This is a genomic window from Arenimonas donghaensis DSM 18148 = HO3-R19 (assembly GCF_000743535.1).
Lineage (GTDB): Bacteria > Pseudomonadota > Gammaproteobacteria > Xanthomonadales > Xanthomonadaceae > Arenimonas > Arenimonas donghaensis.
This window is the reverse complement of sequence record NZ_AVCJ01000050.1, coordinates 96,528-122,070: the sequence shown is the minus strand read 5'-3', so window position 1 is coordinate 122,070 and position 25,543 is coordinate 96,528. Positions and strand designations below refer to the sequence as shown.

General features: G+C 69.7%; 24 protein-coding genes. 17 read left to right on the top strand and 7 right to left on the bottom strand.

The features are described 5' to 3' along the window. Window positions 1-26: 26 nt before the first annotated feature. The 6 genes from N788_RS12910 to N788_RS12885 all read left to right on the top strand — a co-directional run bounded on the left by N788_RS12910 (window position 27) and on the right by N788_RS12885 (window position 4,638). Complete coding sequence (locus N788_RS12910) at window positions 27-497, top strand: P-loop NTPase family protein (RefSeq protein ID WP_034225775.1); 471 nt, start codon at window positions 27-29, stop codon at window positions 495-497. A gap of 66 nt (window positions 498-563) precedes the next feature. Continuing rightward, entirely contained in the window at window positions 564-971 is a 408-nt protein-coding gene (locus tag N788_RS12905) for a GFA family protein (protein ID WP_034225772.1), read from the top strand. A 141-nt stretch (window positions 972-1,112) separates the two neighbouring features. Next, window positions 1,113-1,538, top strand: a complete 426-nt coding sequence (locus N788_RS12900; protein WP_034225768.1) for a hypothetical protein — start codon at window positions 1,113-1,115, stop codon at window positions 1,536-1,538. Window positions 1,539-1,541: 3 nt separating this feature from the next. Continuing rightward, entirely contained in the window at window positions 1,542-2,081 is a 540-nt protein-coding gene (locus N788_RS12895) for a DUF924 family protein (RefSeq protein WP_034225765.1), read from the top strand. 48 nt (window positions 2,082-2,129) lie between these two features. Continuing rightward, window positions 2,130-4,247 (top strand): TIR domain-containing protein, encoded by a 2,118-nt coding sequence (locus N788_RS14120; protein WP_051924654.1) that lies wholly within the window; start codon window positions 2,130-2,132, stop codon window positions 4,245-4,247. Further along, the gene (locus N788_RS12885; protein ID WP_034225763.1) at window positions 4,234-4,638 is read left to right on the top strand and encodes a hypothetical protein; all 405 of its coding nucleotides are present in this window, start codon (window positions 4,234-4,236) and stop codon (window positions 4,636-4,638) included. The genes N788_RS14120 and N788_RS12885 overlap by 14 nt, the downstream gene beginning before the upstream one ends. Window positions 4,639-4,651: 13 nt before the next feature. Here N788_RS12885 and asnB read toward each other — a convergent pair whose 3' ends face one another. Further along, a complete protein-coding gene (gene asnB, locus N788_RS12880) occupies window positions 4,652-6,343 on the bottom strand; it encodes an asparagine synthase B (RefSeq protein WP_034225760.1) in 1,692 nt (563 codons plus the stop codon). 272 nt (window positions 6,344-6,615) lie between these two features. Here asnB and N788_RS12875 point away from each other — a divergent pair, with 272 nt between their 5' ends. Together N788_RS12875 and N788_RS14115 are read left to right on the top strand one after the other, a co-directional pair. Beyond that, a complete protein-coding gene (locus tag N788_RS12875) occupies window positions 6,616-9,006 on the top strand; it encodes a penicillin acylase family protein (RefSeq protein ID WP_034225757.1) in 2,391 nt (796 codons plus the stop codon). A 152-nt stretch (window positions 9,007-9,158) separates the two neighbouring features. Beyond that, the gene (locus N788_RS14115) at window positions 9,159-9,593 is read left to right on the top strand and encodes a hypothetical protein (RefSeq protein ID WP_152560490.1); all 435 of its coding nucleotides are present in this window, start codon (window positions 9,159-9,161) and stop codon (window positions 9,591-9,593) included. A gap of 43 nt (window positions 9,594-9,636) precedes the next feature. Here N788_RS14115 and dapE read toward each other — a convergent pair whose 3' ends face one another. Genes dapE through map form a run of 6 tightly spaced genes read right to left on the bottom strand, consistent with a single transcriptional unit; the run spans window position 9,637 to window position 17,397 of the window. Continuing rightward, a complete protein-coding gene (gene dapE, locus N788_RS12865; RefSeq protein WP_034225755.1) occupies window positions 9,637-10,767 on the bottom strand; it encodes a succinyl-diaminopimelate desuccinylase in 1,131 nt (376 codons plus the stop codon). Then, complete coding sequence (locus N788_RS12860) at window positions 10,764-11,123, bottom strand: Spx/MgsR family RNA polymerase-binding regulatory protein (RefSeq protein WP_034225753.1); 360 nt, start codon at window positions 11,121-11,123, stop codon at window positions 10,764-10,766. Before N788_RS12860 ends, dapE begins: the two co-directional genes overlap by 4 nt. 18 nt (window positions 11,124-11,141) lie before the next feature. After that, window positions 11,142-13,106, bottom strand: coding sequence for an alpha/beta hydrolase family protein (locus N788_RS12855; RefSeq protein ID WP_084696049.1), 1,965 nt, complete (start codon window positions 13,104-13,106; stop codon window positions 11,142-11,144). Between the two features lie 29 nt (window positions 13,107-13,135). After that, on the bottom strand, window positions 13,136-14,071 hold the full coding sequence (dapD, locus tag N788_RS12850) for a 2,3,4,5-tetrahydropyridine-2,6-dicarboxylate N-succinyltransferase (RefSeq protein WP_425476486.1): 936 nt from the start codon (window positions 14,069-14,071) through the stop codon (window positions 13,136-13,138). Continuing rightward, window positions 13,959-16,670, bottom strand: coding sequence for a [protein-PII] uridylyltransferase (gene glnD, locus N788_RS15115; protein WP_084696048.1), 2,712 nt, complete (start codon window positions 16,668-16,670; stop codon window positions 13,959-13,961). The genes dapD and glnD overlap by 113 nt, the downstream gene beginning before the upstream one ends. After that, the gene (gene map, locus N788_RS12845) at window positions 16,621-17,397 is read right to left on the bottom strand and encodes a type I methionyl aminopeptidase (RefSeq protein WP_034225748.1); all 777 of its coding nucleotides are present in this window, start codon (window positions 17,395-17,397) and stop codon (window positions 16,621-16,623) included. Before map ends, glnD begins: the two co-directional genes overlap by 50 nt. Window positions 17,398-17,652: 255 nt before the next feature. On the opposite strand from map, the gene rpsB reads away from it, so the two are divergent. The 9 genes from rpsB (at window position 17,653) to rseP (ending at window position 25,511) form a co-directional block, all read left to right on the top strand. After that, window positions 17,653-18,459: a 30S ribosomal protein S2 gene (rpsB, locus tag N788_RS12840; protein WP_034225745.1), complete on the top strand. Its 807-nt coding sequence runs from the start codon at window positions 17,653-17,655 to the stop codon at window positions 18,457-18,459. A 100-nt stretch (window positions 18,460-18,559) separates the two neighbouring features. Next, window positions 18,560-19,438 carry a translation elongation factor Ts gene (gene tsf, locus N788_RS12835; RefSeq protein WP_034225743.1) on the top strand — a complete coding sequence of 293 codons (879 nt, stop codon included), beginning with the start codon at window positions 18,560-18,562 and terminating at the stop codon, window positions 19,436-19,438. Window positions 19,439-19,582: 144 nt separating this feature from the next. Then, a complete protein-coding gene (locus N788_RS12830; RefSeq protein ID WP_034225740.1) occupies window positions 19,583-19,894 on the top strand; it encodes a hypothetical protein in 312 nt (103 codons plus the stop codon). Window positions 19,895-20,042: 148 nt separating this feature from the next. Then, window positions 20,043-20,768 (top strand): UMP kinase, encoded by a 726-nt coding sequence (pyrH, locus tag N788_RS12825; protein WP_034225737.1) that lies wholly within the window; start codon window positions 20,043-20,045, stop codon window positions 20,766-20,768. A gap of 82 nt (window positions 20,769-20,850) precedes the next feature. Next, window positions 20,851-21,408, top strand: coding sequence for a ribosome recycling factor (gene frr, locus N788_RS12820; RefSeq protein WP_034225734.1), 558 nt, complete (start codon window positions 20,851-20,853; stop codon window positions 21,406-21,408). Window positions 21,409-21,422: 14 nt separating this feature from the next. Continuing rightward, window positions 21,423-22,184: a polyprenyl diphosphate synthase gene (uppS, locus tag N788_RS12815; RefSeq protein ID WP_034225844.1), complete on the top strand. Its 762-nt coding sequence runs from the start codon at window positions 21,423-21,425 to the stop codon at window positions 22,182-22,184. Beyond that, window positions 22,181-23,008, top strand: coding sequence for a phosphatidate cytidylyltransferase (locus N788_RS12810; RefSeq protein ID WP_034225731.1), 828 nt, complete (start codon window positions 22,181-22,183; stop codon window positions 23,006-23,008). The genes uppS and N788_RS12810 overlap by 4 nt, the downstream gene beginning before the upstream one ends. Further along, window positions 22,993-24,177 (top strand): 1-deoxy-D-xylulose-5-phosphate reductoisomerase, encoded by a 1,185-nt coding sequence (locus N788_RS12805; RefSeq protein ID WP_051924650.1) that lies wholly within the window; start codon window positions 22,993-22,995, stop codon window positions 24,175-24,177. Before N788_RS12810 ends, N788_RS12805 begins: the two co-directional genes overlap by 16 nt. Next, a complete protein-coding gene (gene rseP, locus N788_RS12800) occupies window positions 24,174-25,511 on the top strand; it encodes an RIP metalloprotease RseP (RefSeq protein WP_034225728.1) in 1,338 nt (445 codons plus the stop codon). The genes N788_RS12805 and rseP overlap by 4 nt, the downstream gene beginning before the upstream one ends. Window positions 25,512-25,543 lie beyond the last annotated feature (32 nt).

Genomic DNA, 25,543 nt, shown 5'->3' with positions numbered 1-25,543 from the left:
CTTCGTTCCAAACTTGAAAGCAACGCATGAGACTACTGATCTTCGGCAATTCCGGATCCGGAAAGAGCACGCTGGCCAGGCAGCTCGCCATCCAACACGCGCTCGAACACCTCGATCTCGACAGCATCGTCTGGGAACCGGGCCAGGTGGCCGTGCCGCGCCCGCCCGCGGCGATCACGGCTTCGCTGCGGGAGTTCCTTGCCGGCCACGCGCGCTGGGTCGTGGAAGGCTGTTACGGCGAACTGGTGCAGGCCGCGTCCGCGCACTGCACGCAGCTGGAGTTCCTGAACCCAGGGCTCGAAGCCTGCCTGGCCAACAACCGCCGGCGCCCCTGGGAGCCCCACAAATACGCCTCCAAGGCCGCCCAGGACGCCATGCTGGAAAACCTGCAGGCCTGGGTGGCGGACTACTACGTACGCACCGACGACTGGTCCTACCACGCCCATCGGCGCATCTTCGACGCCTTCACCGGCGACAAGCGCGAGATTACCGCCTGACGCGGCGCGTCCGCGCTCGAGCATCATCCTGCCCACTTCATCCCCTGCTGCAAACGGAGACAACCCATGACGCTGAAAGGAAGCTGTGCCTGCGGCGAAGTCAGCTACCAGATCACCGACCCCCTGAAACTGGTCGGCAACTGCCACTGTTCGATCTGCCGAAAAACCCACGGTGCCGCCTACGTCACCTGGGGCATCATCGCGCCCGGGCAGTTCCGCTGGGTCACGGGCGAAGACGCCGTGGTCCATCGCGAATCCTCGCCCGGCAGGACCCGTTGCTTCTGCGGAAAGTGCGGCTCGCCCCTGGCCAGCGCCCACGAGGGCAAGGTCGGTGAAATCGTCGTCGGCACGCTGGACGACCACCCCGGGTCGGGCCCGGGCGAGCACATCTTCGTGGCGTCGAAGGCGCCCTGGCACGAAATCACCGACAACCTGCCCCAGCACCCGGAATGGCCGCCGGGGTTCACGCCCTGAGGGGGCAGGCCACGGCCACCCTGGCCCCGCGACGACGGCGACGGCGCTGAAGGTGGAAGCGGCCCGGCGCAGCCGCCATACTTCCGGCGTGGTCGTTCCCCTCCTTGTCCGGTGCGGCCCTCACACCCTGCGAGGCCAACCATGAAAGCCCTGCGCTACCTGATCGCCCTGTTCGCCGGCGCCCTAGTGGCCGGCTTCGTCGTCGCCGGCATCGAATCGCTGGGCCACGCGGTGTACCCGCCGCCGGCCGGGCTCGACCCCGGCGACATGGAACAGCTCAAGGCCCTGGTGGCCACGCTGCCGGTCGGCGCACTGCTGTTCGTGGTGTTCGCCTGGGCGGCCGGCGCCTACGCCGGCGGGCTGGTCGCCGCGCGCATCGCCCCCGCCCATCGCGCCTTGCTGGCCGGCGTCATCGGCGCGCTGGTGCTGGCCGCGGTGGTCGCCAACCTGCTGATGATCCCGCACCCGCCGTGGGTCGCCGTCGTCGGCGTGCTGGCGGTGCTGGTGGCCACCGCGCTGGCGGCGATGGTCGGGCGGCGCTGGCAACGCAAGCCGACGGGGGCCTGAGCGGTGTCGCCACAGGACGTCCTGCAGTTCTGGTTCGAACAAACCCCGCCGGAAAAGTGGTGGAAGGTCGACCCGGACTTCGACGCCGTCATCCGCGACCGTTTCCTCGACCTGCTGCAGCGCGCCGCGGCCGGCGAACTGCACGCATGGCGCGGCAATGGCCGCGGCCGCCTGGCCGAGGTGATCGTGCTCGACCAGTTTTCCCGCAACATCCACCGCGGAACGCCGGGCGCCTTCGCCAACGATCCGGTGGCGCTGGTGCTGGCGCAGGAAGCCGTCGCCGCCGGCGCCCTGGCCGAACTCACGCCCACCGAGCGCAGTTTCCTGCTGCTGCCCTACATGCACAGCGAGTCGGCGCGCATCCACGAAGTCGCCGAGGCGCTCTACCGGGAACACGCGCCGGCCAACAACATCGACTTCGAACGCCGGCACAAGGCCATCGTCGACCGTTTCGGCCGCTACCCGCACCGCAACAAGATCCTGGGCCGCGAATCCACGGCCGAGGAGATCGAATTCCTCAAGCAGCCGGGCTCGAGCTTCTGATGGCGTAGGATGGCTCCGGCCCGGCCCGGCGCCGCCCTGGGGGATCGCATGACGCCTGCACGGCGCTATCGCGCCTTCATCAGCTACAGCCATGCCGATGAACCCGCCGCGCGCTGGCTGCAGCGGGCCCTGGAAGGCTATCGGCCGCCCGCCACGCTGCGCGCCAGCCGGCCCGAATTGCCTGCGCGGCTCTATCCCGTCTTCCGCGACCGGGACGAACTGGCATCGGCCCACGACCTGTCCGATTCGATCCGCCACGCGATGGACGATTCCGACGCGCTGGTGGTGGTGTGTTCGCCGGCCTCGGCGGGCTCGCGCTGGGTCAACGAGGAAATCCGCCATTTCCGCCGCTCCGGCCGCGGCCACCGGATTTTTTGCTACCTGGTCGCGGGCCAGCCCGACCCCGGGTCGGCCGATTGCGCCTTCCCGCCGGCCCTGCTGCGCGATGACGACGGCACCCCCCTGCACGAACCGCTGGCGGCCGACGCCACGGCCACCGGCGATGGCCAGCGCAACGCCATGCTCAAGATCGCCGCAGGCCTGCTCGACGTCGGCGTGGACGAACTCAAGCGGCGCGACGCGCAGCGCCAGGCACGCTTCTGGGCCAGCATCGCCGCGCTGTCGCTGGTGGTGGCGGCGGTGACGGTGGGCCTGGCGGTGTATGCGTTCAAGTCCAGGCAGGAATCGGAGCTCAGGCGCCTGCAGGCCGAAGCGCTGGTCGGATTCATGCTCGGCGACCTGCGGCAGAAGCTCGAACCCATCGGCAGGCTGGAACTGCTCGATTCGGTCGGCGACGAAGTGATGGGCTATTTCGGCACCCTGGGCGAGCGTGGCACGCCCGGCGAGATGCTCTCGCGCGCCGTGGCGTTCAAGCAGGTCGGCGACGTGCGCTTCAACCAGGGCAAGCTCGAGGCGGCGCTGGAATCGTTCGAGCAGGCCCTGGCGCAGGCGCGGCAGCTGCACGAGTCCGAACCCGGCAACAACGACTACCTGTTCGAGCTGGGCCAGGCCGAATTCTGGGTCGGCTACGTGGCCTGGGAGCGCGGCCAGCTCGACAAGGCCGAAGCCGCGATGCACAACTACCTGCGCCACAGCCTTGTGCTGCACCACCGCGAGCCGGGCGACGCCGACTACGAACTGGAACTGTCCTACGCCTATTCCAACCTCGGCAGCCTGGCGCGCGCGCGCGGCGATGCCAAGACGGCATTGGCCTACTTCGGGCTGTGCCGGGAAATCACCGAGCAGGCCCTGGCGCAGTCGCCCGACGACCCCGGGCTGACCATTGCACTGGCCGAAACCTGGTCCTGGATCGGTTCCACCCGCATCGACGACGGCGACCTGGCCGGTGGCGGGGACGGCTTTGCCGAGGTGACGCGGCTGCTGCAGCCCCTGCACGAACGCGGCGACAACGTGCACGCCAGCGACCTGCTGGGCCGCAACCTGATCTTCCAGGCCAATGCCGAACTGGAACTGGGCCGCGTCGCCGCCGCCACCGGCCACATCCAGCGGGGCGTGGAAATGTATGCCCGCCTGACCGCCCTCGACCCGCAAAACGCCTCCTGGTCGCGCAGCGACCATCGCGCCCGGCTCACCCAGCTGGGCATCATCGCCCCGGCACGATGGACGCCGGCGCAGGCGGCGGATCTGCAAGCCCTGCTGGAGGGCCTGGAAACACTGGCCGCGCAGGACCCCAGCAACGCCTGGGCGGTGGTGGACCTGGCCCACGGCCTGCGGCTGCGGGCGCTGCGGGCCCTGGCCACCGGCGACACCGCCGGTGCCCTGGCGGCGGCCGGGCAGGCCCACCGGCGGATGTCGGACCTGGTGACCGCAACGGATTATTCGGCCCAGTGGCTGGCGCAGCTGGCCCGCGCCGCCGAGGTCCTGGGCACCGCGCAGGCCGCCGCCGGCGACCCGGCGGCGGCGCACGCCACCTGGGCAGATGCCGCCGCCCTGCTCGACCGGCAGCCCCAGGGCACCTTCGAGTTCCACCCGGTGCGCAAACTGCTGGCCATCAACCTTGGCCAGTCCGGGCGGCTTGTCGCGTTGCAGGAGGTGCTGGACCAGGCCGGGTATCGCGACCCGCGCATGGAACCGGCCTACACCCTCACCGGCGCTTTCACGCCGGACGAAAAAACGACTGGAGGACCTGCCCATGCGACGTTCTGACCTGGTTCCCGCACTCCTGCTGCTGGCCCTGCTCGCCCCGGTCGCCCTCGCCCAGGGCCAGGGCGGCACCGACTTCAAGGTCGAACTCGACCCCGAAACCTGCGTCTTCACCGGGGGCTCCGACGGGGCCGGCAACGTGGAGGTGGCCGCCAACACCGGCAACAAGAAGATCCAGCTGCGCCTGGGCGGCGGCCGCGATTACGGCATCAGCGACATCATCTTTTCCGGGGAAGGCCAGGACCAGATGACCTACACCGCCGGCGGCCAGGCAAGCGTGGCCAACATCTTCAACCGCAACAGCGGACCGGCCGACGTGAAGTACTCGGTCATCGTCGAAAACCGCAGCACCGGCGAAACCCGCGACTGCGACCCGCGCATCATCAACCGCTGACGTCCCGCCGCGCTCAGGCGACGGCCGCCGCGTTGGTGGCCGCGCCCCGGTGCACGCCGGCCACGGCCCGACCCGACGGGTCCGCGGCCGCGGCGAAGGCCGCGTCCCAGGCGATCGCCGCCGGCGAGGAACACGCGATCGACTTGCCGCCGGGAACGGTTCGCGCGCAGGCCTCGCCCGGGAAATGGCGCTCGAAGAGTTCCCGGTACCAGTACGCTTCCTTCGTCCCCGGCGGGTTCACCGGAAAACGCAGCGGCGCCTCGGCCAGCATCGCGTCGCTGACGCGCGCTTCCGCCAAGGCCTTGAGGCCATCGATCCAGCCGTAGCCGACGCCGTCGCTGAACTGTTCCTTTTGCCGCCACAGGATTTCGTCGGGCAGCGCGCCAACGAAAGCCTCGCGCAGCAACGCCTTTTCGATGCGGCCGTTTCCGCAGCGCTTGGCCTCGGCGTCGATCGACATCGCCAGGTCGAGGAACCCCAGGTCGAGGAACGGCACCCGCGCCTCGACGCCCCAGGCCATCATCGCCTTGTTGGCGCGCAGGCAGTCGTACTGGTGCAGGGCATCGAGTTTCCGGACGCATTCGTCGTGGAATGCGCGGGCGTCGGGCGCCTTGTGGAAGTACAGGTAGCCACCGAAGATTTCGTCGCTGCCCTCGCCGCTGAGCACCATCTTCACGCCCATCGCCTTGATGCGTCGCGCCAGCAGGTACATCGGCGTGGAGGCGCGCACGGTGGTGACGTCGTAGCTCTCGATGTGCCGGATCACCTCGGGCAGGGCGTCCACGCCTTCGTCGAACGCATAGGTGAACCCGTGGTGCACGGTGCCCAGGGCCGCGGCCGCACGTTCGGCCGCGGCCAGGTCCGGCGAGCCGGGCAACCCGATCGCGAAGCTGTGCAGGCGCGGGTACCAGGCCTCGCTGCGATCATCGTCCTCGACCCGCTGGCGCGCGAACTTCGCCGCGCAGGCCGCCACCAGCGACGAGTCCAGGCCGCCGCTGAGCAGCACGCCGTAGGGCACGTCGGTCATCATCTGCCGGTGCACCGCCTGTTCGAAGGCGGCGCGCAGTTCGCCGGGTCCGACGGTCACGCCGACGGTGGACGCATGCTCGCGCCAGGGTCGCTCGTGGAAGCAGCGCAGTTCGCCGCCATGGCTGTCATAGACATGGCCCGGCGGGAACGCGGCGACATCCGGGCACAGCCGCGCCAGCGCCTTCATTTCCGAGGCCAGCCACAGGCGGCCGTCGCCGTCGTGGCCCCAGTACAGCGGGCAGACGCCCATCGGGTCGCGCGCCACCAGCAGGCGGCTGGCCTCGGCGTCCCACAGCGCGAACGCGAAGATGCCGTTTAGCCTGGCGAACGCCGCCGGACCTTCCTGCCGGTAGAGCGCGTTGATGACCTCGCAGTCCGAGCCGGTGGTGAATGCGTAGGGTGCAGCCAGCGCATCGGCCAGTTCGCGGTGGTTGTAGATCTCCCCGTTCACCGCCAATGCCAGCCCGCCATCGGCCGAGCGAAGCGGCTGGGCGCCGCCGGCGGGGTCGACGATGGCCAGCCGCTCGTGCACCAGCAGGCAGGCAGGGGATTCGTACACGCCGGACCAGTCCGGACCACGATGCCGCTGCAGCGTCGACAGTGACAGCGCCAGTGGCCGCAGGCCGCGCAGGTCGGCACCGGGCCGGGCGTCGTGGACGCCGAGGATGGAACACATGGGCAGGTCTCCTTGGATTCGAAACGCGCAAAAGGAAACGGCCCGCACTGGGGTCAGTGCGGGCCGTTCGGGACTGGGGCAGTTTTTCTTGTGGAGCGCGCCTAGTCGTCGACCCGCGGTGGGGGACGATTATTGTTATTGGCGTTGTTCACGACGATGGTGCGCATGGGCCGAGCATAGGCATGGTCCGGCCGGGTGCGCAAGCGCCCGTGGCGGCCGGGCGGCGCATGGGCCATCCTTGGCGCTTCGTGTCCCGAACCCGGAGCTCAAGCATGCGCAAGGCCGCCCGAATCCTGATCCGCGTGGTCGCCGTCGTGGTGATCATCGCCGTCATCGCGGTGTTCGCGGGGCTTTGGGCGATGCGCGGAAGCCTGGCGAAGATCGAGGGCGAACTTACGTTGCCGGGCCTGTCGGCGCCGGTCACCGTCTCGCGCGACGCGCTCGGCATCGCCACCATCGACGCCGCCAACGAAACCGACGCGGCGCGCGCACTGGGCTTCGTGCACGCGCAGGAGCGCTTCTTCGAAATGGACCTGCTGCGGCGCTCGGCGGCCGGCGAACTGTCGGCGCTGTTCGGCGACATCGCGCTCGAGCGCGACAGGCAGGTGCGGGTGCACCGGCTGCGGGCGCGACTTTCCGAGCACCTGGGCCGCATCGCCGGCGACCAGTTGCCGGCACTCGAAGCCTATGCCGCCGGCGTGAACGCCGGCGTGGTCGCGCTCGACAACACCCCCTGGCCCTACCTGCTGCTGGGCGTGGACCCGCAGCCCTGGACCGTGGAAGACAGCGCGCTCGCCGGCTACGCCATGTTCTTCGACCTGCAGGACGAGTCGAACTCACGCGAACTGGCGCTGTGGCGCATCCGGGAAGTGCTGCCCGAAGCGCTATACGCGCTGGTCGCCGTGGATGGCAGCGAATGGGACGCGCCCCTGTTCGGCGAGGCCCGCGACAACCCCGCCCTGCCCGGCCCCGACCAGGTGGACCTGCGCCAGCTGCCGATGCCACCCGCGGACACCGACTACGACGTCTCCGAGCCCGCCGCGCCGGGCAGCAACAACTTCGCCGTCGCCGGCAGCCGCACCGCCGACGGCCGCGCCATCGTCGCCAACGACATGCACCTGGGCCTGGGCGCGCCCAACCTCTGGTTCCGCGCGCGCCTGCGTTACCCCGACGCCCGGGCACCCGGCGGGCAGGTCGATGTCAGCGGCTTCACCCTGCCCGGCATCCCCGCGGTGATCGTCGGCAGCAACGGCCACGTGGCCTGGGGCTTTACCAACAGCTACGGCGACTGGCTGGACTTCTACCGCGTCGAGTTCACCGATGCCGACAAGCTGCGCTATCGCGTGCCGGGCGGCGAAGCCGTGCTGCGCACCGACAGCGAGTGGATCGAGGTCAAGGGCGCGGACCCAGTCGAACTCAAGGTGCGCGAAACCCGATGGGGACCCATCACCGTGGATCTCGCGGACGGCGATGCCCTGGCCTTGCGCTGGACCGCGCAACTGCCGGGTGCGCTGGATTTCGGCCTGGCCGCACTGGCCCGTGCCGGCAACCTCGACGAAGGCCTGGCTGCCGCCGACGTCGCCGGCATCCCGGCCCAGAACCTGGTGATCGGCGATCGCCAGGGCCGCATCGCCTGGCGCCTGACCGCCCGCCTGCCCGAACGTGCCGGCGACTGCACGCCCCAGCAGCCGCTGCGGGTGGAACAGGGCTGCCGCTGGGCCGGCTGGCTGGCGCCAACGGAAAACCCCAGCCTGGTCGACCCGCCCGAAGGCATCGTCTGGACCGCCAACGCCCGGGTCGTGGACGGCGACGCGCTGGCCCTGGTCGGCGACGCCGGTTACGCGAACGGCGCGCGTGCCCGGCAAATCCGCGACGCCCTCCAGGCCACCGAGCAATTCACCGAAGCCGACCTGCTGGCCCTGCAGCGAGATGACCGCGCGCTGTTCCTGCAGCGCTGGCATGCCCTGCTGCAGGCCGAGGCCGGGCGTGGCGACGACCCGGACCTCGACGCCCTGGCCAGGGCCAGCGCCCGGTGGACGGGCCGGGCCAGCGTCGACGCCGTGGACTACCGCATTGTCCGGGCCTGGCGCCTGGCGGTGGTCGAACGCATCCAGAACGGCTTGCTGGCACCGGCCCAGGCCGCGCTGGGCGAGGACTTCGTGATGCCCGACCTGCCGCAGGCCGAAGCTTTCGCCTGGCCGCTGGTGCAGCAGCGGCCGGCGCACCTGCTGCCGCGCCGCTTTGATAGCTGGGAAGCCCTGCTCGCCGACGCGGCGCGGGACATCCGCGGCCAGCTGGAAGCGCACGGGCCGCTGGACGAACGCACCTGGGGCGAACGCAACACGGCGCGCATCTGCCATCCCCTGGCCGGTGCCCTGCCCGGCCTGGCCCGCGGCCTGCTGTGCATGCCGGCCGAGCCGCTGCCGGGTGACGGCAACATGCCGCTAGTGCAGGCGCCGGCCTTCGGCGCCAGCGAGCGCATGGTGGTGTCGCCGGGACACGAAGCCGACGGCTTCGCGCACATGCCCGGCGGGCAGTCAGGGCACCCGATGTCGCCGTTCTGGGGCGCCGGCCACGCCGCCTGGGTGCGCGGCGAGGCCACGCCCTTCCTGCCCGGCGACGCCGTGCACGTGCTGGCGCTGCGCCCCGAAAACGTGAACTAGTTCACATTTCCAGCGCAAGAACCTGACAGCCGTCACTAAATGGTACATAAACGGGGCGCTGCTCCGGTGCGCTCCGCCGGAACAGGGACGGAGAGATCGCCGTCAGGGGGAGCGATCTACCGCACCGATTATTTTTCGGCGAGGTAGGTTCGATGGATATGTTCGTTTCCGCGCTGGCGCAATGCCGCCAGCTGATGCTGCAGCGCCAGGCGGCGGCCGTGCTCAAGGCCGTGCGCGCGATGGACGCGGCGCAGCGAAAGACCACGGCAGACCAGACCCTGGCGGAAATCCAGGCGGCCTCGGTATTGCCCCACCCGCACTGGCATGGCACCAATGAATCGATGCTCTACCGGCCCTGGAGCCCGGTGGCGTCGGTGACGGCCGGCCGCGTGCGCGACCGCTCCATCCAGCTGCGCCAGCGTTCGGTGGCGCTGTGGCTGGCGGTGGTTTACCACGAGACGCGGCAGACGCCGCACGCCGGGCTGCAGGCGGTGCATCGCAAGGTACTGGGTGCGCTGCGCGAACTGCGCGCGACCGAGCGCAGCGCGCCGGCCACCGAACAAGCCTGGTTCAAGGCAGCCGCCTGAGCCAGGAAACCCAGGACTTCACCAGGGAGGGATTGCGGGGGGATCAGGCGAGCAGCAGGCGCTCGACGATGGCTCGGTAAAGCGCGGGGAGGCGCTCGAGTTCTTCGATGGCGACGTGTTCGTTGACCTTGTGGATGCTGGCGTTGATGGGCCCCAGCTCCACCACCTCGGCGCCGAGTGGCGCGATGAAGCGGGCGTCCGAGGTGCCGCCGCCGGTGTTTTCTTCCGGTGTCCGGCCAAGTTGTTCCCTGATGACCTCGCGCGCAGCCGCGCGCAGCCGGCCTTCGCCGGTCAGGAAGGGTTCGCCGCTGCGGTGCCAGTGCAGTTCGTAGTCCAGGCCGTGGCGGTCGAGCACGGCGTGCACTTCGCGCTCGAGCGCCTCGGCCTGCCAACCGGGATTGAAGCGGAAGTTGAACTGCAGTTCGCAGTCGCCCGGGATGACGTTGTTGGCCCCGGTGCCCGACTGGATGTTCGAGACCTGGAAGCTGGTCGGCGGGAATTCCGGGTAGCCCGTGTCCCACTGGCGCGCCGCCAGCTCGGCCAGGGCCGGCATCGCCTGGTGGATCGGGTTGCGGGCTTTTTCCGGATAGGCCACGTGGCCCTGGATACCCTTCACCCGCAGGCGGCCGGACAGCGAACCGCGGCGGCCGACGCGCAGCAGGTCGCCCAGCGCCGCCTTGGACGAAGGCTCGCCGGTGATGCAGTAATGGATCGGCCGGCCTTGCTCCTGGAATCGCCGCGCGACCTGGCGCACGCCGTCGATGGCGTCGCCTTCTTCGTCGGAGGTCAACAGGATGGCCAGCGTGCCCGGATGGTCCGGATGCGCGGCGACGAACTGTTCGGCGGCCACCACGAACGCGGCGACGCTGCCCTTCATGTCGGCGGCGCCGCGGCCGTAGAGCACGCCGTCGCGTTCGGTCGGCGCGAAGGGGTCGCTGTCCCAGGCCTCGCGCGGACCCGGCGGCACCACGTCGGTGTGGCCCAGCAGGCAGAACACTTCGCCGCCGTCGCCATGCGTGGCCCACAGGTTGCGCACCTCGCCGGCATCGAGCCACTCGATGGTGAAACCCGCGCGCGCGAGGCGTGCGGCCAGCACGTCCTGGCAGCCGGCGTCGTCGGGCGTGACCGAAGGCCGGGCGATCAGTTCGCGGGCCAGGGCCAGGACCTCGCTCACTTACCCACCCCGAAGCGCTGCTTGAATCCGTTGTCAGTGAAACCGACGCTGACTTGGCCGTCGTCGGTCACTACCACCGGGCGCTTGACAAGCGCCGGGTGCTCGCGCACCAGCAGGCTCCATTCGGGATCCGAACCGGGGTTCTTGCGGCCCTCGGGCAGCTGCCGCCAGGTGGTGGACGCCTTGTTCACCAGTTTTTCCCAGCCGCCAAGCTGCGCGGCCCAGGCCTTCAGCGTTTCCGGCGGCAGGGGCCGGGCGCGGTAATCCACGAATTCATGCGCCACCCCGAATCGCGCGAGCCAGTTGCGCGCCTTGCGGCAGGTGTCGCACTTGTCCAGTCCGTAGATCACCGTCATCGCTGGCCCTCCGGGGCGTCATTTCGCCGGCGATCCCCCCAGGTGGCGCGACAGGAAAGCCAGCAGGCGTCGATAGTACTCGGTGCGGTGCTCTCCCTTGTAGAAGCCGTGGCCTTCGTTCTTGTAATAGAGCGACTCCACCGGCGCACCGGCCTTTTGCAGCGCCTTTTCCATCATCTCGGTGTGCTCGACCGGGGCCACGCGGTCCTCGCCGCCGGCGGCCAGGAACACCGGCGCCTTGATCCGGTCGGCCAGGCGGTTCGGGGACACGGCGGCGAGGGTTCCGGCGTCGCCCACCCACTGGCGGGTGAAGCTGGCCATCATGCGGCTGTCCTTGCGGTCTTCGCGCACCATCAGGTCCAGGTCATAGACGCCGACGTAGCCGGCCGCGCAGCGGTACAGGTCGGGCTCGCGCGCCACGCCCATCATCGCCGCGTAGGCGCCGTAGCTGGCGCCGTAGATGCAGATGCGGCCGGGGTCGGCGATGCCCTGCTCGATCGCCCAGCGGGTGGCGTCGGTCAGGTCGTCCTGCATGGCCTTGCCCCACTGCTGGGCACCCGCCTCCTGGAAGCCCCGGCCGTAGTTGCCGGAACCGCGGTAATTGAGTTGCAGCACCGCGTAACCGGCGCTTGCCAGGATCTGGGCATCGGTGTCGAAGCCCAGGCTGTCGAAGACACCGAACGGACCACCATGCACGTACACCACCATCGGGGCCGGCTTGCCCTGCCCCGCCGCGGCCTGGGTGAGGAAACCGTGCAGCGGCAGTCCGTCGCGCGCCTTGAGCGACACCGGCTTCACCGCGGCCATCTGCTCGGGGTCGATCCAGGTGCGGCGGCTGAGCAGGTAGTCGGCCTTCCGGTTGGCGACGTCGAACAGATAGAAGTCGCCCGGGTTGGTGCCGCTGGTGACCTGCACCAGCGCCAGCTTGCCGTCGCGGGTGGTCGAGGTGACGTAGACCGACTGGCCCGGGAAGGCCGCCTGCAGCATGCGGTAGAGCCTGGCTTCGGCCGATTCGGCGTCGAAGAAACGCTGCTCGACCTTGTCGGCCAGGTACTGCGCACCCACCGGGATGCCGCGGTCGCCCAGGGTGTAGAGGATGGCGACCGGGTCGACGACCTCGTGCTGCAGCAGCGCGCGGCGCTCGCCGGTGGCGGTGTCGAAGGCCACCAGGCTGTCGGGGCCCTTGCGGCTGTCGGCCTGCAGGTAGGCGGTGCGGTTGTCGGCCGAGAAGCCGACCGGCACCTCGATGCGGCCCGACTTGCGCTCGTCGTTCACCAGTTCCCATTCGTCGCCGGCGCGCTTGCGGTGGAACAGCTGGCTGACGTTGCCGTCGACGTAGCCGCGCACGAACCGGACTTCCTGGGCATGGTCGACCGTGAACTCGCCGCGCTGCACGGGCGAGCGCGCCACCTGGCGGCGCTTGCCGTTGCGCACGTCCATGCGCTCAACGCGGGTGTAGGGGTCGTCGTGGAAGGGCCACACTTCCACCAGCACGTCGTGTTCCTCGTCCGGCAGGGTGTCGAGCAGGAAGGCCGACACCGCCTCCTGGGTGCGGGTCTGGATGCGCGAACCGGGGCCGGAGCCCACCGCGCGGTAACCCACCAGCAGTTCGATGTTCTTGCCGTCGGCGTCCACGCCGTACAGCTCGCCGGTGCTGCTGGGCGTGTCGTCCATGCCGTAGGCCTCGGCCATGGACAGCAGCAGGCGCTGGTCGTTCACCCAGTAAAAATCGTTGATGTGGGTGTCCTTGCCCAGCGCGAAGCGCGCGGTCACCTCGTTGTCGGCGCGGCGCAGCACCACCAGCCCGGTGCGGTCGCCCAGCGGAACGGTGGCGGCGTAGTACTCGCCCGTGGGGGAAAGCTGGATGTCGCTGAAGGCATCGAGCTTGATGAAACCCGACAGGTCGACCTGGGCCTGGACCGGAAGGGCCAGGCACAAGCTGGCCAGCAGCGCCCAAAGGCACGAACGATGGAACCTGGACATGGCGTGGTATCCCGTTTTTTGGGGGATACCTACTCTACGGCGCCCCTGAGCAGTTCATTGACAGAAGTTTTCGCACGGGTTTTGGCGTCAACCTGCTTGACAATCACCGCGCAATAGAGTGAGTACTTGCCGTCCGCGGAAGGCAGCGAACCCGAGACGACGACGCTTCCGGCGGGAATGCGGCCCTGGGTGACCTCGCCGGTCATGCGGTTGTAGATGCGGGTGGACTGGCCCAGGAACACGCCCATGCCGATCACGCTGCCCTTCTCGACGATCACGCCTTCCACGACCTCGGCCCGGGCACCGATGAAGCAGCCGTCCTCGATGATGGTCGGGCTGGCCTGCAGCGGCTCGAGCACGCCGCCGATACCGGCGCCGCCGCTGATGTGGCAGTGCTTGCCGATCTGGGCGCAGCTGCCGACGGTGGCCCAGGTATCGACCATGGTGCCGGCACCCACGTAGGCGCCGATGTTGACGAAGCTGGGCATCAGCACCACGTCCTTGCCAAGGTGGGCGCCCGACCGGACGATGGCGCCGGGCACGACGCGGGCACCGAGCTTGTGGAAGTCGGCGTCGTCGAAGTTGTCGAAGCGCAGCCGCACCTTGTCCCAGTAGGGCGCCGGGAAGCCTTCCATCATCTGCATGTCGTTGATGCGGAAGTACAGCAGCACGGCCTTCTTGAGCCACTCGTTCACCTCCCAACGCTTGCCGTGCGGTGCCGCCACGCGCGCCTTGCCCGACTCGAGCAGCTCGATCGCCTCCTCCACCGCCGGACGCGTGGAGCCGTCGATCTCCATCGCCGTCAGGGTGGCCCGGCGCTCGAAGGCGTCTTCGATGATCGCCTGCAGCTGTTCAGTGCTGGGCTTCTTTCTTGCCATGGTGCATCTCTCCGTCGACGCCGGCCACGATGGCCTCGCGCAGTTGATCCAAAAGGGCCGGGTCATCGATGGGCGCGTTGGCCTCATCGGTGAGCAGGAAAAAATCCTCCACCTTCTCGCCGAAGGTGGCGATGCGGGCATCGTGCACGCGCAGGCGGAACTTTCGCAGCACCTGGGCCACCGATGCCAGCAGGCCCGGCTGGTCGGTGCAGACCAGGCTCATGCGCGTGCGACGGCCGTCGGCCGAAGCGTCGAAGCCGACCTTCACCGGCACCCGGAAGTGGCGAAGCTGCCTCGGCGCGGCGCGGCGCGGCGGCTTCACCCTGGCGGGATCGCGAAGCGCCAGCTTCAGCGCCGACTCCACCGCCGCCGGTTCCGGCGCACGGCCGTGGGGCGCGAACAGCTGGAAGTTGTCGAGCGCGAAGCCGTCGATCGAATTGAGCACGCGCGCCTCGAGCACGTTCAGGCCCAGGCGGTCGAAGGTGGCCACCAGCGCCGCGAACAGGCCGTCACGGTCGGGCGTGCGCACGAAGACCTCCAGGCCACCATCCTCGAGGTGCGGGCGCACCATCACCAGCGTGTCGGCGCCGCCCGAGGCGGCGATGCCATGGGTCTGCCAGGCGATCTGTTCGGGCCGGTAGCGCAGGAAACCGACGTCCGGGTAGGCCTCCCAGATGCGCTCGACCTCTTCGCGCGAAAGCCCTTCGCCGAGCAGTCGCGACAGGGCGGCGGCGCGGGTCTCGGCCATGATCTCGGTGGCGTGCACCGGGTTTTCCAGGCCACGGCGCAGGGCGAAGCGCGTGGCCGCGTGCAGGTCGGCCAGCAGCCGGTCCTTCCAGGCGTTCCACAGCTTGGGACTGGTCCCGGCGATGTCGGCGCAGGTCAGCAGGTACAGGTAGTCGAGGTGTTCGCGGTCGGCGACCTTGTTGGCGAAGCGCGCCACCACCACGGGGTCGGAGATGTCCTGGCGCTGGGCGGTGGTCGACATCAGCAGGTGCTGTTCGACCAGCCAGGCCAGCAGGTCGGCGTCCGACTGCGGCATGGCGTGGGCCGCCGCGAACTCGCGGGCATCGGTGGCGCCCAGTTCGGAGTGGTCGCCGCCGCGGCCCTTGGCGATGTCGTGGAACAGGCCGGCCAGCAGCAGCACGTGCGGCTTGCGCAGGCGCGGCCAGATTTCGTGGGCGATGCCGAAACGTTCGTCGGCCTTGCGCGCGAAACCGTCCAGGTGCGCCAGCACCGTCAGCGTGTGCTGGTCGACGGTGTAGACGTGGAACAGGTCGTACTGCATGCGCCCGGACACCTTGCCGAACGCCGGCAGGTAGCGCGCCAGCACGCCCAGGCGCGCCATGCGCGTCAGCGTGGCCACGGCGTGGGGCGACTGCACCAAGGCCATGAACTGCTCGCGAAGCGACGCCGGCTGCCCGGCGTAGGGCCCGATCGCGCCCAGGGACTCCCCCAGCGCGCGCGCGGTTTCCGAATGCAGGCCACGCGCGTCGGGCTGCCGGTCCCAGGCCGCGAACAGCTCGAGCACCGGCGCCAGGCCCTGGCCCAGGCGCGCCGGTTCGGTCATCGCCAGGTAGCCGTGGCGAAGCTCGTAGCCCTCGCCCAGCGGCACCGGCGCTTCCTGGCCGGAGAGCTGCTCTTCGTAGCGCTGCAGCACCCGGTCGTTGATGCGCATCACGGTGGCGGCGCTGCGGAAGAAACCCTGCATCATCTGTTCGACCGCCAGGTTGTCGCGGCGCTCGTCCTTCAGGCCCAGCATGGCGGCCAGGTTCTTCTGGTAGTCGAATCCCAGCCGCTCCTCGCGCCGGCCGGCCAGCAGGTGCAGGCCGAAGCGCAGGCGGGCCAGCACCCGCCATTCACGCTCGAGGCTGGCGCATTCGTCTTCGCCCAGCAGGCCCAGCGGAACCAGGGCACGCAGCCCGGGCACGCCGTACAGGCGCATGCCCATCCAGGTGATGGTCTGCAGGTCGCGCAGGCCGCCCGGCCCCTCCTTGATGCTCGGCTCGAGGTTGTGGGCGGTGTCGTTGAAGCGCGCGTGGCGGGCCTGTTGCTCCTCGCGCTTGGCGAAGAAGTAGTCCGAGGGCGACCACAGCACCGTCGGCGCCAGCGCCGCGGCCAGGGCCTTGGGGGCGCCCGGATCGCCGGCCAGGGCACGGCACTCCATCAGCGAGGTCAGCACGGTGACGTCGTCGCGGGCGGCGTCGATGCACTGGCTGGTGGAACGCACCGCCTGGCTGGTGGCCAGGCCGGCGTCCCAGAGCAGCGAGAAGAAGCGGCCGATGGCCACCTGGTGGCGCTGCTGGAGCCCGGGTTCGGCCAGCACCAGCAGGTCGATGTCCGACTGCGGGTAGAGCTCCCCGCGGCCGTAGCCGCCGGTGGCCATCAGGTCGAGGCCGGGTTCGTCGCCCAGGCAGCGCTGCCAGGCGGCGCGCACCACCAGGTCTGCGGCGTCGGCGCAGCGCGAGACCAGGCGATCGATGGCCTCGCCGGCGTCGAAACGCTCGCGCAGGAACTGGCGCCTGGCGGCCAGCCCGGCCTTGGCGGCGTCGCGCCAGGCACCATCGTCGGCCGCCTCGGCCAGCGCCGTCGCCAGTTCGGGGATGTCAGGGGCGGCGCTCACCGGCCGGCCCGGGTCACAGGTCGTTGTCGTCGCCGGGCAGGCGGGTGAGGATCTCGACGCCATCGTCGGTCACCAGCACGGTGTGCTCCCACTGGGCCGACAGCGACTTGTCACGGGTGACCACGGTCCAGCCATCGCCCAGCAGCTTGGTGTGCCGGGAGCCTTCGTTGATCATCGGCTCGATGGTGAAGGTCATGCCCTTCTTCAGCACCACGCCGGTGCCCGGCTGGCCGTAGTGCAGCACCTGCGGGTCGTCGTGGTAGACGCGGCCGATGCCGTGGCCGCAGTACTCGCGCACCACCGAGAAGCGTTCGCCTTCGGCGTACTTCTGGATCGCGTGGCCGACGTCGCCCAGGGTCGCACCGGGCTTGACGGCGCGGATGCCGCGGAACATGGCCTCGCGGGTGACCTCGACCAGGCGCCGGGCCTTCACGCTGGGCTCGCCCACGAAGAACATGCGGCTGGTGTCGCCGTGCCAGCCGTCCTTGATGACGGTGACGTCGATATTGATGATGTCGCCGTCCTTGAGCACCTTGGCGTCGCTGGGGATGCCGTGGCAGATGACGTTGTTGACCGAGGTGCAGACCGTGGCCGGGAAGCCCTTGTAGCCGACGTTGGCCGGCACGGCGCCCTGCACGTCGACGATGTGGTCGTGGCAGATGCGGTCGAGCTCGGCGGTGGTGACGCCCGGCTTGACGTGGGGGGCGACCACCTGCAGCACTTCGGCGGCCAGGCGGCCGGCCACGCGCATGTGCTCGATGTCCTCGGGGGTCTTCAGGCTGATGTTCATGGCCGCGATTATCGCCCAGTTGCGGCCGATTGGACCAGCCGGCTATACTCCCGGGGCTCGGAAAACCCCTCCAAGGGGTCTTCAGGGCCGCCCACGCCGGGCGTCACCGGTGAATACACACGCCAGGCCATCCCCCGCCCCGGGGTGCCCAAGGACCACGGTCCTGGGTTCGAGGCGGCAGCCTGGCGGAGGCCCAACCCCGGAGCTTCGACGCCGCCAGCGTGCGGCCGGCTCCCTGTCTTCAAAGGAAACACCATGTCCCAGGTCACCATGCGCCAGATGCTGGAAGCCGGCGTGCACTTCGGCCACCAGACCCGTTACTGGAACCCCAAGATGGGTCCGTACATCTTCGGCGCCCGCGGCAAGATCCACATCATCAACCTTGAAAAGACCCTGCCGCTGTTCCAGGACGCGATGAACTTCGTCTCGGGCATCGCCCAGAAGCGCGGTTCCATCCTGTTCGTCGGCACCAAGCGCTCGGCCCGCGAAGCCATCAAGGAAGAAGCCATCCGCTGCGGCATGCCCTACATGAGCATGCGCTGGCTGGGCGGCACCCTGACCAACTTCGCCACCGTCAAGAAGTCGGTCGCCCGCCTGAAGGAACTCGAGGCCGCTGAAACCGACGGCACCTTCGAGAAGCTGGTCAAGCACGAAGTGCTGGGCCTGCGCCGCGAGCGCGACAAGCTCGAGGCCTCGCTGGGCGGCATCAAGGACATGGGCCGCCTGCCGGACGCGCTGTTCGTGATCGACATCGGCCACGAGAACATCGCCGTGCAGGAAGCCAAGAAGCTCGGCATCCCGGTGATCGCCGTGGTCGACACCAACTACGACCCGAACGTGGTCGACTACGCCATCCCGGGCAACGACGACGCCATCCGCGCCGTGCAGCTGTACGTGCGTGCCGCCGCCGACGCCGTGCTCGAGGGCAAGGCCGCTTCGCCGCAGGCCCACGTCGCCGCCGACGATTTCGTCGAGCTCGACGCCGAAGGCAACCCGGTCGCCAAGGAAGACAAGAAGGCGGCCCCGCGCGCCCGCGCTCCGCGCGCCCGCACCGCCAAGTAACAACGGCGTCACGCCGCGGCGCCAACCTGCGCCGCGGCACCCCCCTTTCGCGCACGCCGGCCATCCGCCGGCGCGCCACCCACTGAATTTGGAGACCCCCATGGAAATTACTGCTTCCCTGGTCAAGGAACTGCGCGAGCGCACCGGCGCCGGCATGATGGAATGCAAGAAGGCCCTGTCCGAGTCCGCCGGTGACATCGACGCCGCGGCCGAGGCCCTGCGCAAGTCCGGCCTGGCCAAGGCCGACAAGAAGGCCGGCCGCGTGGCTGCCGAAGGCCGCATCGTCGCGGCCCAGGACGGCGGCAAGGCCGTGCTGGTCGAGATCAACTCGGAAACCGACTTCGTGGCCAAGGACGACAACTTCGTCGCCTTCGCCGACGCCGTCGCCCAGGCCGCGCTGGCTTCCGGCGCCGCCGACGCCGAAGCCCTGAAGTCGGCCAAGGTCGCCGCCGGCGATACCGTCGAAGAGGCCCGCGCCGCCGTCATCGCCAAGGTCGGCGAAAACGTCCAGGTGCGCCGCCTGGCCAAGATCGACAGCAGCAACCACGTCGCCGCCTACATCCACGGCGGCCGCATCGGCGTGCTGGTCGAGCTCAAGGGCGGCGACGCCGACCTGGCCCGCGGCATCGCCATGCACGTGGCTGCGATGAACCCGCCCTACAACAAGGCCGCCGACGTGCCGGCCGACTTCGTGGCGAAGGAAAAGGAAATCGAAATGGCCAAGATGTCCGACAAGGACAAGTCCAAGCCGGCCGAGATCCTCGAGAAGATCATGAGCGGCAAGGTCGCCAAGATCGTCAACGAAGTCACGCTCTACGGCCAGCCGTACGTGCTCAACACCGACCAGAGCGTCGAGCAGGCGCTCAAGGCCGCCGGCGCCGACGTGGTGCAGTTCCAGCGCCTGGCCGTTGGCGAGGGCATCGAGAAGGTGGTCGAGGATTACGCCGCCGAAGTGATGAAGCAGGCCGGCCTGGCCTGATCCATCGCCACGGGCGTTACCTGGAGGGCCGCGGTGCGAACCGCGGCCCTTCTGCTTTCTGAACGATGATTTCCGGATTCATCGAGGGTTTGGCCAAGGCTTGCAAGTCTCCCCCGCACCACCCCAACCCAAGGGAGTACGTTGATGAGCACCCGAGCCCCCCTGGCCTGCCTGGCCCTGCTGATTGCCGGCCCGGCCCTGGCCCAGAACGTCGAATCCGGTCCGCAGGCGCAGTTCGAGGCCAGCACCGGCCCGGTGACCGTCACCTCCGTGCAGCCGCCCCTGCCCAATGCCGACGAGTACGCCGTGAAGGTGGCCGACCTGGACGCCAATGGCGACCAGCGCCTGGACCGCAGCGAGGTTCCCGACGACCACGCCCTGCACTTCGAGTGGTCGCTGGTCGATCGCAACCGCGACGGCTACGTCACCGACGCCGAATTGGCGAACTGGAAGTAAGGCACCGAATGGTGGCCCGGCCCTCCGGGGTCCGGGCAACCTGGCGGAGCGGCGGCGTCGCCGCTCCGCCGAATTTTTTCCCGGAACAGCCGTTGGGACCCCGCGATCGGCTAGAATTTCGCCGTTTGCCCTGCCACCGGAGAGTTCCATGAGCGCCCAGCCCCTGAAGTACCGCCGCATCCTGCTCAAACTCTCCGGTGAAGCCCTGATGGGCAACGAGGACTACGGCATCGATCCCAAGGTCATCCAGGCCATGGCCAAGGACATCGTCGAGGCCCAGCGGGCCGGCGCCGAGATTGGCCTGGTCATCGGCGGCGGCAACATCTTCCGCGGCGCCGGACTGGCCGAAGCCGGCATGGACAGGGTCACCGGCGACCACATGGGCATGCTGGCCACCGTCATCAACGCCCTGGCCATGGCCGATGCGCTGGAGAAGGAAGGCGGTTTCGCCCGCGTGATGAGCGCGATCAAGATCAACGAGGTCTGCGAGGACTACATCCGTCGCCGCGCGATCCGGCACATGGAAAAGGGCCGCATCGCCCTGTTCGCCGCCGGCACCGGCAACCCGTTCTTCACCACCGATTCCGCCGCCGGCCTGCGCGCCAGCGAGATCGGCGCCGACCTGCTGCTCAAGGCCACCAAGGTCGATGGCATCTACGACGCCGACCCGAAGAAGAACCCCGGCGCCAAGCGCTTCGAACACCTGAGCTACGACGAGGTGATCGCCCGCAACCTGCAGGTGATGGACACCGCCGCCTTCGCACTGTGCCGCGACAACAAGGTGCCCGTGCGCATCTACGACATGATGCAGCCCGGTGCCCTGATGCGCATCCTGCGCGGCGAGCCGCTGGGAACCCTGGTCGACGCCGGCTGAGCGCCCGCAGGCGCCTGCCCCCGGGTTTAGCGCCTATAATCCCGGGCTTGCCCCAGAATCCGACCCGTCCGCGGAGCCAGCGATGCTCGAAGAAATCAAGAAAGACGCCCAGACCCGCATGAACAAGTCCGTCGAGGCCTTCCGCCACGACCTGACCAAACTGCGCACTGGCCGCGCCACGACCGCCCTGGTCGACCACCTGAAGGTGAACTACTACGGCTCGGACATGCCGCTGACCCAGGTGGCCAGCGTGTCGGTGTCCGACGCCCGGTCGCTGACCATCACGCCCTGGGAAAAGGGCATGGTCGCGGCCGTGGAGAAGGCCATCCTGGCCTCCGACCTCGGCCTGACCCCGAACACCGCCGGCACCGTGATCCGCATCAACCTGCCGCCGCTCACCGAGGAGCGCCGCAAGGAGCTGTCCAAGCACGTGCACGCCGAAGGCGAAAACGCCAAGGTCGCCATCCGCAACGTGCGCCGGGACGCGATCCAGCAGGTCAAGGAGCTGCTCAAGGAAAAGCAGGTCACCGAAGACGACCTGCGCCGCAGCGAAGACGAGATCCAGAAGCTCACCGACAAGGCCGTCAAGGACGTCGATGAGGTGGTCAAGGCCAAGGAACAGGAGCTGATGGCGGTTTGAGCCAGGCCGCCACGATGCCCGCCCCAGCCGCCCCGCCCGCTGCGCGCCTGCCGCGCCACCTGGCCGTCATCATGGACGGCAATGGTCGCTGGGCGCAGCGCCGCAACCGCCCGCGCACCCTGGGTCACCGCGCCGGCGCCAAGGCGGTGCAGGTGTGCGTGGACTATTGCCTGGCGCACGGCATCGGGGCGCTGACGCTTTTCGCCTTTTCCTCCGAGAACTGGAACCGTCCCGAGGACGAGGTCGGCGCGCTGATGAAGCTCTTCCTGCGCATGCTCGACAGCGAAGTGGACGAACTGCACCGGCGCGGCGTGCACCTTGGTTTCATCGGCGACCGCAGCGGTTTCCCCGACACGATCCGCGAACGCATGCGCCAGGCCGAGCGGCAAGTGCCGGCGGATGTCCGGCTGGCGCTGAACATCGCCGTCGGCTACGGCGGTCGCTGGGACATCGCCCAGGCCTGCCGCAGCCTGGCCGAAGACGTCGCCGCCGGCCGCCTGGCGCCCGCCGACATCGACGAAACCCGGCTCGGCGAACGCCTCAGCCTTGCCGGGCAGCCCGCCCCCGATCTTTTCATCCGCACCGGCGGCGACCTGCGCATCAGCAATTTCCTGCTCTGGCAGCTGGCCTATACCGAACTGTGGTTCACCGAAACCCTGTGGCCCGACCTCGACGACAGCGTGCTCGATGCCGCCATGGTGGATTTCGCCGAGCGCGAGCGCCGCTTCGGCCTCACCAGCGCCCAGGTGGCCCCGGCCGCCGGGGGGGTTGCATGAGCCGCCGCCAGCGCGTCACCACGGCCCTGGTGCTGGCACCCCTGCCGATCCTGGGCGTGCTGTTCCTGCCCACGCCCTGGCTGGCGGCCATGGTGGCCCTGGTGCTGCTGGCCGGACTGTGGGAATGGACGCATTTCGCCGGCATCCACGACAAGATGCCGCGTGCCGCCTTCCTGGCCGCCAACGCCCTGCTGATGGCCGCCCTGGTCTGGGGCGGTGGGCCGAGCCTGTTCACGCTCAAGCTGGTGAGCCTGCTCGGCGTGCTCTGGTGGGCCATGGTCTGCCTGTGGCTGTCGCGTCCGGCGTTCGGCAAGGCCGACACCCCCGCCAACCGCAGCCTCAAGCTGCTGGCCGGCAGCCTGGGCATCATCCCGGCCTGGTGCGCGCTGGGCTGGCTGCATTCGGAAGACCCCTACGGCGCGCGCTGGACCCTGTACGCCCTGGGCATCGTCTGGATGGCCGACATCGGCGCCTATTTCGCCGGCTCGAAATGGGGCCGTCGCAAGCTGGCGCCCACGATCAGCCCGGGCAAGAGCTGGGAAGGCGTCTACGGCGGCCTGGCGGCCACCGCCCTGCTCGCCATTCCGGCGCTGCCGCTGCTGGGCCTGGCCTGGACGCAATTGCCGGCGCTTTGGCTGGTGACGCTGGCCGTGGCGGGCATCTCCGTGGTCGGCGACCTGTTCGAGAGCCTGATGAAGCGGCACTCGGGGGTGAAGGACTCGGGCGACCTGTTCCCCGGCCACGGTGGCCTGATGGACCGCCTCGACAGCATCCTGGCCGCCCTGCCGGTGTTCGTGGTGGGCAAGGCATGGCTGGGCCTCTGAAAACCGTCGCCCTGCTCGGCGCCACCGGTTCGATCGGCCGTTCGACCCTGGACGTCGTCGCCCGGCATCCGGACCGCTTCCGCATCGGCGCGCTCAGCGCCCATGGCCGGGTGGACGCCCTGCTGGCGCTGTGCGAGCGCTTCCGTCCCGATGCCGCGGTGGTTTCCGACCCGGCCGCCTACCCCGCCCTGCGCGACGGCCTGGCCGCTCGCGGCCTGCCCACCCGCGCCCTGGCCGGTCCGGCAGCGCTGGACGAGGTCGCCGCCGACCCCGGCAACGACACCGTCGTCGCCGCCATCGTCGGCGCCGCCGGCATGGCCTCGACCCTGGCCGCCGCCCGCAGCGGCAAACGGCTGCTGCTGGCCAACAAGGAATCGGTCGTGCTGGCCGGCGAACTGCTGATGCGCGCCGCCCGCGAAGGCGGCGCCAGCATCCTGCCGGTGGACAGCGAACACAACGCCATCTACCAGTGCCTGCCGGCCGACGACGGCCGCCAGGGCGTGCGCCGGCTGCTGCTCACCGCCTCCGGCGGGCCATTCCGTGGCCGCGACCGCGCCGCGCTGGCGAAGGTGACGCCCGAACAGGCCTGCGCCCACCCGAACTGGGACATGGGCCCGAAGATCTCCGTCGATTCGGCGACGCTGATGAACAAGGGCCTGGAGGTGATCGAGGCCCGGCACCTGTTCGGCCTGCCGCCCGAACGCATCGAGGTGGTGGTGCACCCGCAGTCGGTCATCCACTCGCTGGTCGACTACGTCGACGGTTCGGTCCTGGCCCAACTGGGCAATCCGGACATGCGCACGGCCCTGGCCTACGGCCTGGCCTGGCCCGAACGCATCGATTCGGGCGTGGCGCCGCTTGACCTGGCCTCCCTGGCCCGCTTCGATTTCGAAGCGCCGGACCTGGAAACCTTTCCCTGCCTGGCCCTGGCCTACCGCGCGCTCGAAGCCGGCGGCAGCGCCCCGGCGGTGCTCAGCGCCGCCAATGAAGTGGCGGTTTCAGCCTTCCTTCAGGGCCAGTTGGGCTTCCTTGGTATCCCGGACCTGGTCCAGGCCTGCCTGGATGCGACCCCGGCGGGCCCGGCCGATTCCCTGGACGACCTGCTCGAGACCGACGCCGCTGCCCGGCGCCTGGCCGGCGAACTGATCACGAGGATGCGGCTGCAATGATGGAGTTCTTCGGCTCGGTGTGGTGGCTGATCGTGAGCCTGGGCATCCTGGTCACCTTCCACGAGTTCGGCCATTACTGGGTCGCCCGGCGCTGCGGCGTGCGCGTGCTGCGTTTTTCGGTGGGCTTCGGCAAGCCGCTGTGGAAGCGCGTGGGCCGCGACGGCACCGAATACGTGGTGGCCTGGATCCCGCTGGGCGGCTACGTGAAGATGCTCGACGAACGCGAGGTCGAGGTCGCGCCCTCGGAGCGCCACGAAAGCTTCAACGCCAAGCCGGTCGGCCAGCGCATCGCCATCGTCGCCGCCGGCCCGGTGGCCAACCTGCTGCTGTGCATCGGCCTGCTCTGGGCCATGTTCGTGGTCGGCAAGCCAGACTTCCAGCCCGACGTCGGCCGCGTCCAGGGCCTCGCCGCCGAGGCCGGCTTCCAGGCCGGCGACCGCCTGCTCGACGTCGACGGCCGCCCGACCCGCACCTGGAGCGAGGCCGGCATCGCCCTGGCCACGGCCATCATCGACCGTGAAGCCACCCCCGTGCGGGTGCGCACCGCCGGGGGCGACGAACGCGTCCGGCTGCTGCCGCTGGACCGCCCGGGCCTGGCCCTGAGCGAAGAACGCCCGTTTTCCGACCTGGGCCTGGCCCTGGCCTGGCCGGCGGTCATCGGCGAGGTCGAGCCCGGTTCGGCGGCCGCGCAGGCCGGCCTGCAGGCGGGCGACCGCATCCTGGCCCTGGGCGGCCGGCCGGTGGACACCTACGACCAGGTCGCGCCGCTGCTCCAGCAGCTCGCCGGTCCCGACACCCCGCTGGCTGTTCAGGTTGAACGCGACGGGCGCCGCCTGGACCTCGAGGCCCGGCCGCTGCAGGTCGAACGCGATGGCCGCCGGCTCTGGCAGCTGGGCGTGCTGGCCGCGCCGGTCGAACAGGACGCCCTGCTTCGCTTCGGCCCCCTGGCCGCGGTCCCGGCGGCCCTGGCGGAAACCCGCCAGATGACCTCGGACGTGCTCGGGATGCTCTGGCGCATGGTCTCGGGCCAGGCATCGCTGAAGAATATTTCGGGCCCGATCACCATCGCGCGGGTCGCCAACGGCAGCGCCAGCCTGGGCCCCGCATGGTTTCTTAACTTCCTCGCGATACTCTCGCTGAGCCTGTGCATCATGAACCTGCTGCCCATCCCCGTCTTGGATGGTGGGCACCTGCTGTATTACCTTATCGAGCTGGTCAAAGGCAGTCCGGTCGGCGAACGCGGCCTGGTAGCAGGCCAATACATCGGACTGGCCATGCTGGCCGGCCTGATGGGCCTGGCCTTTTACAACGATATCTTGCGGCTCGGTTCCTGAGCTTCCACCCATTGCGGGCCACCTGGCCCGGT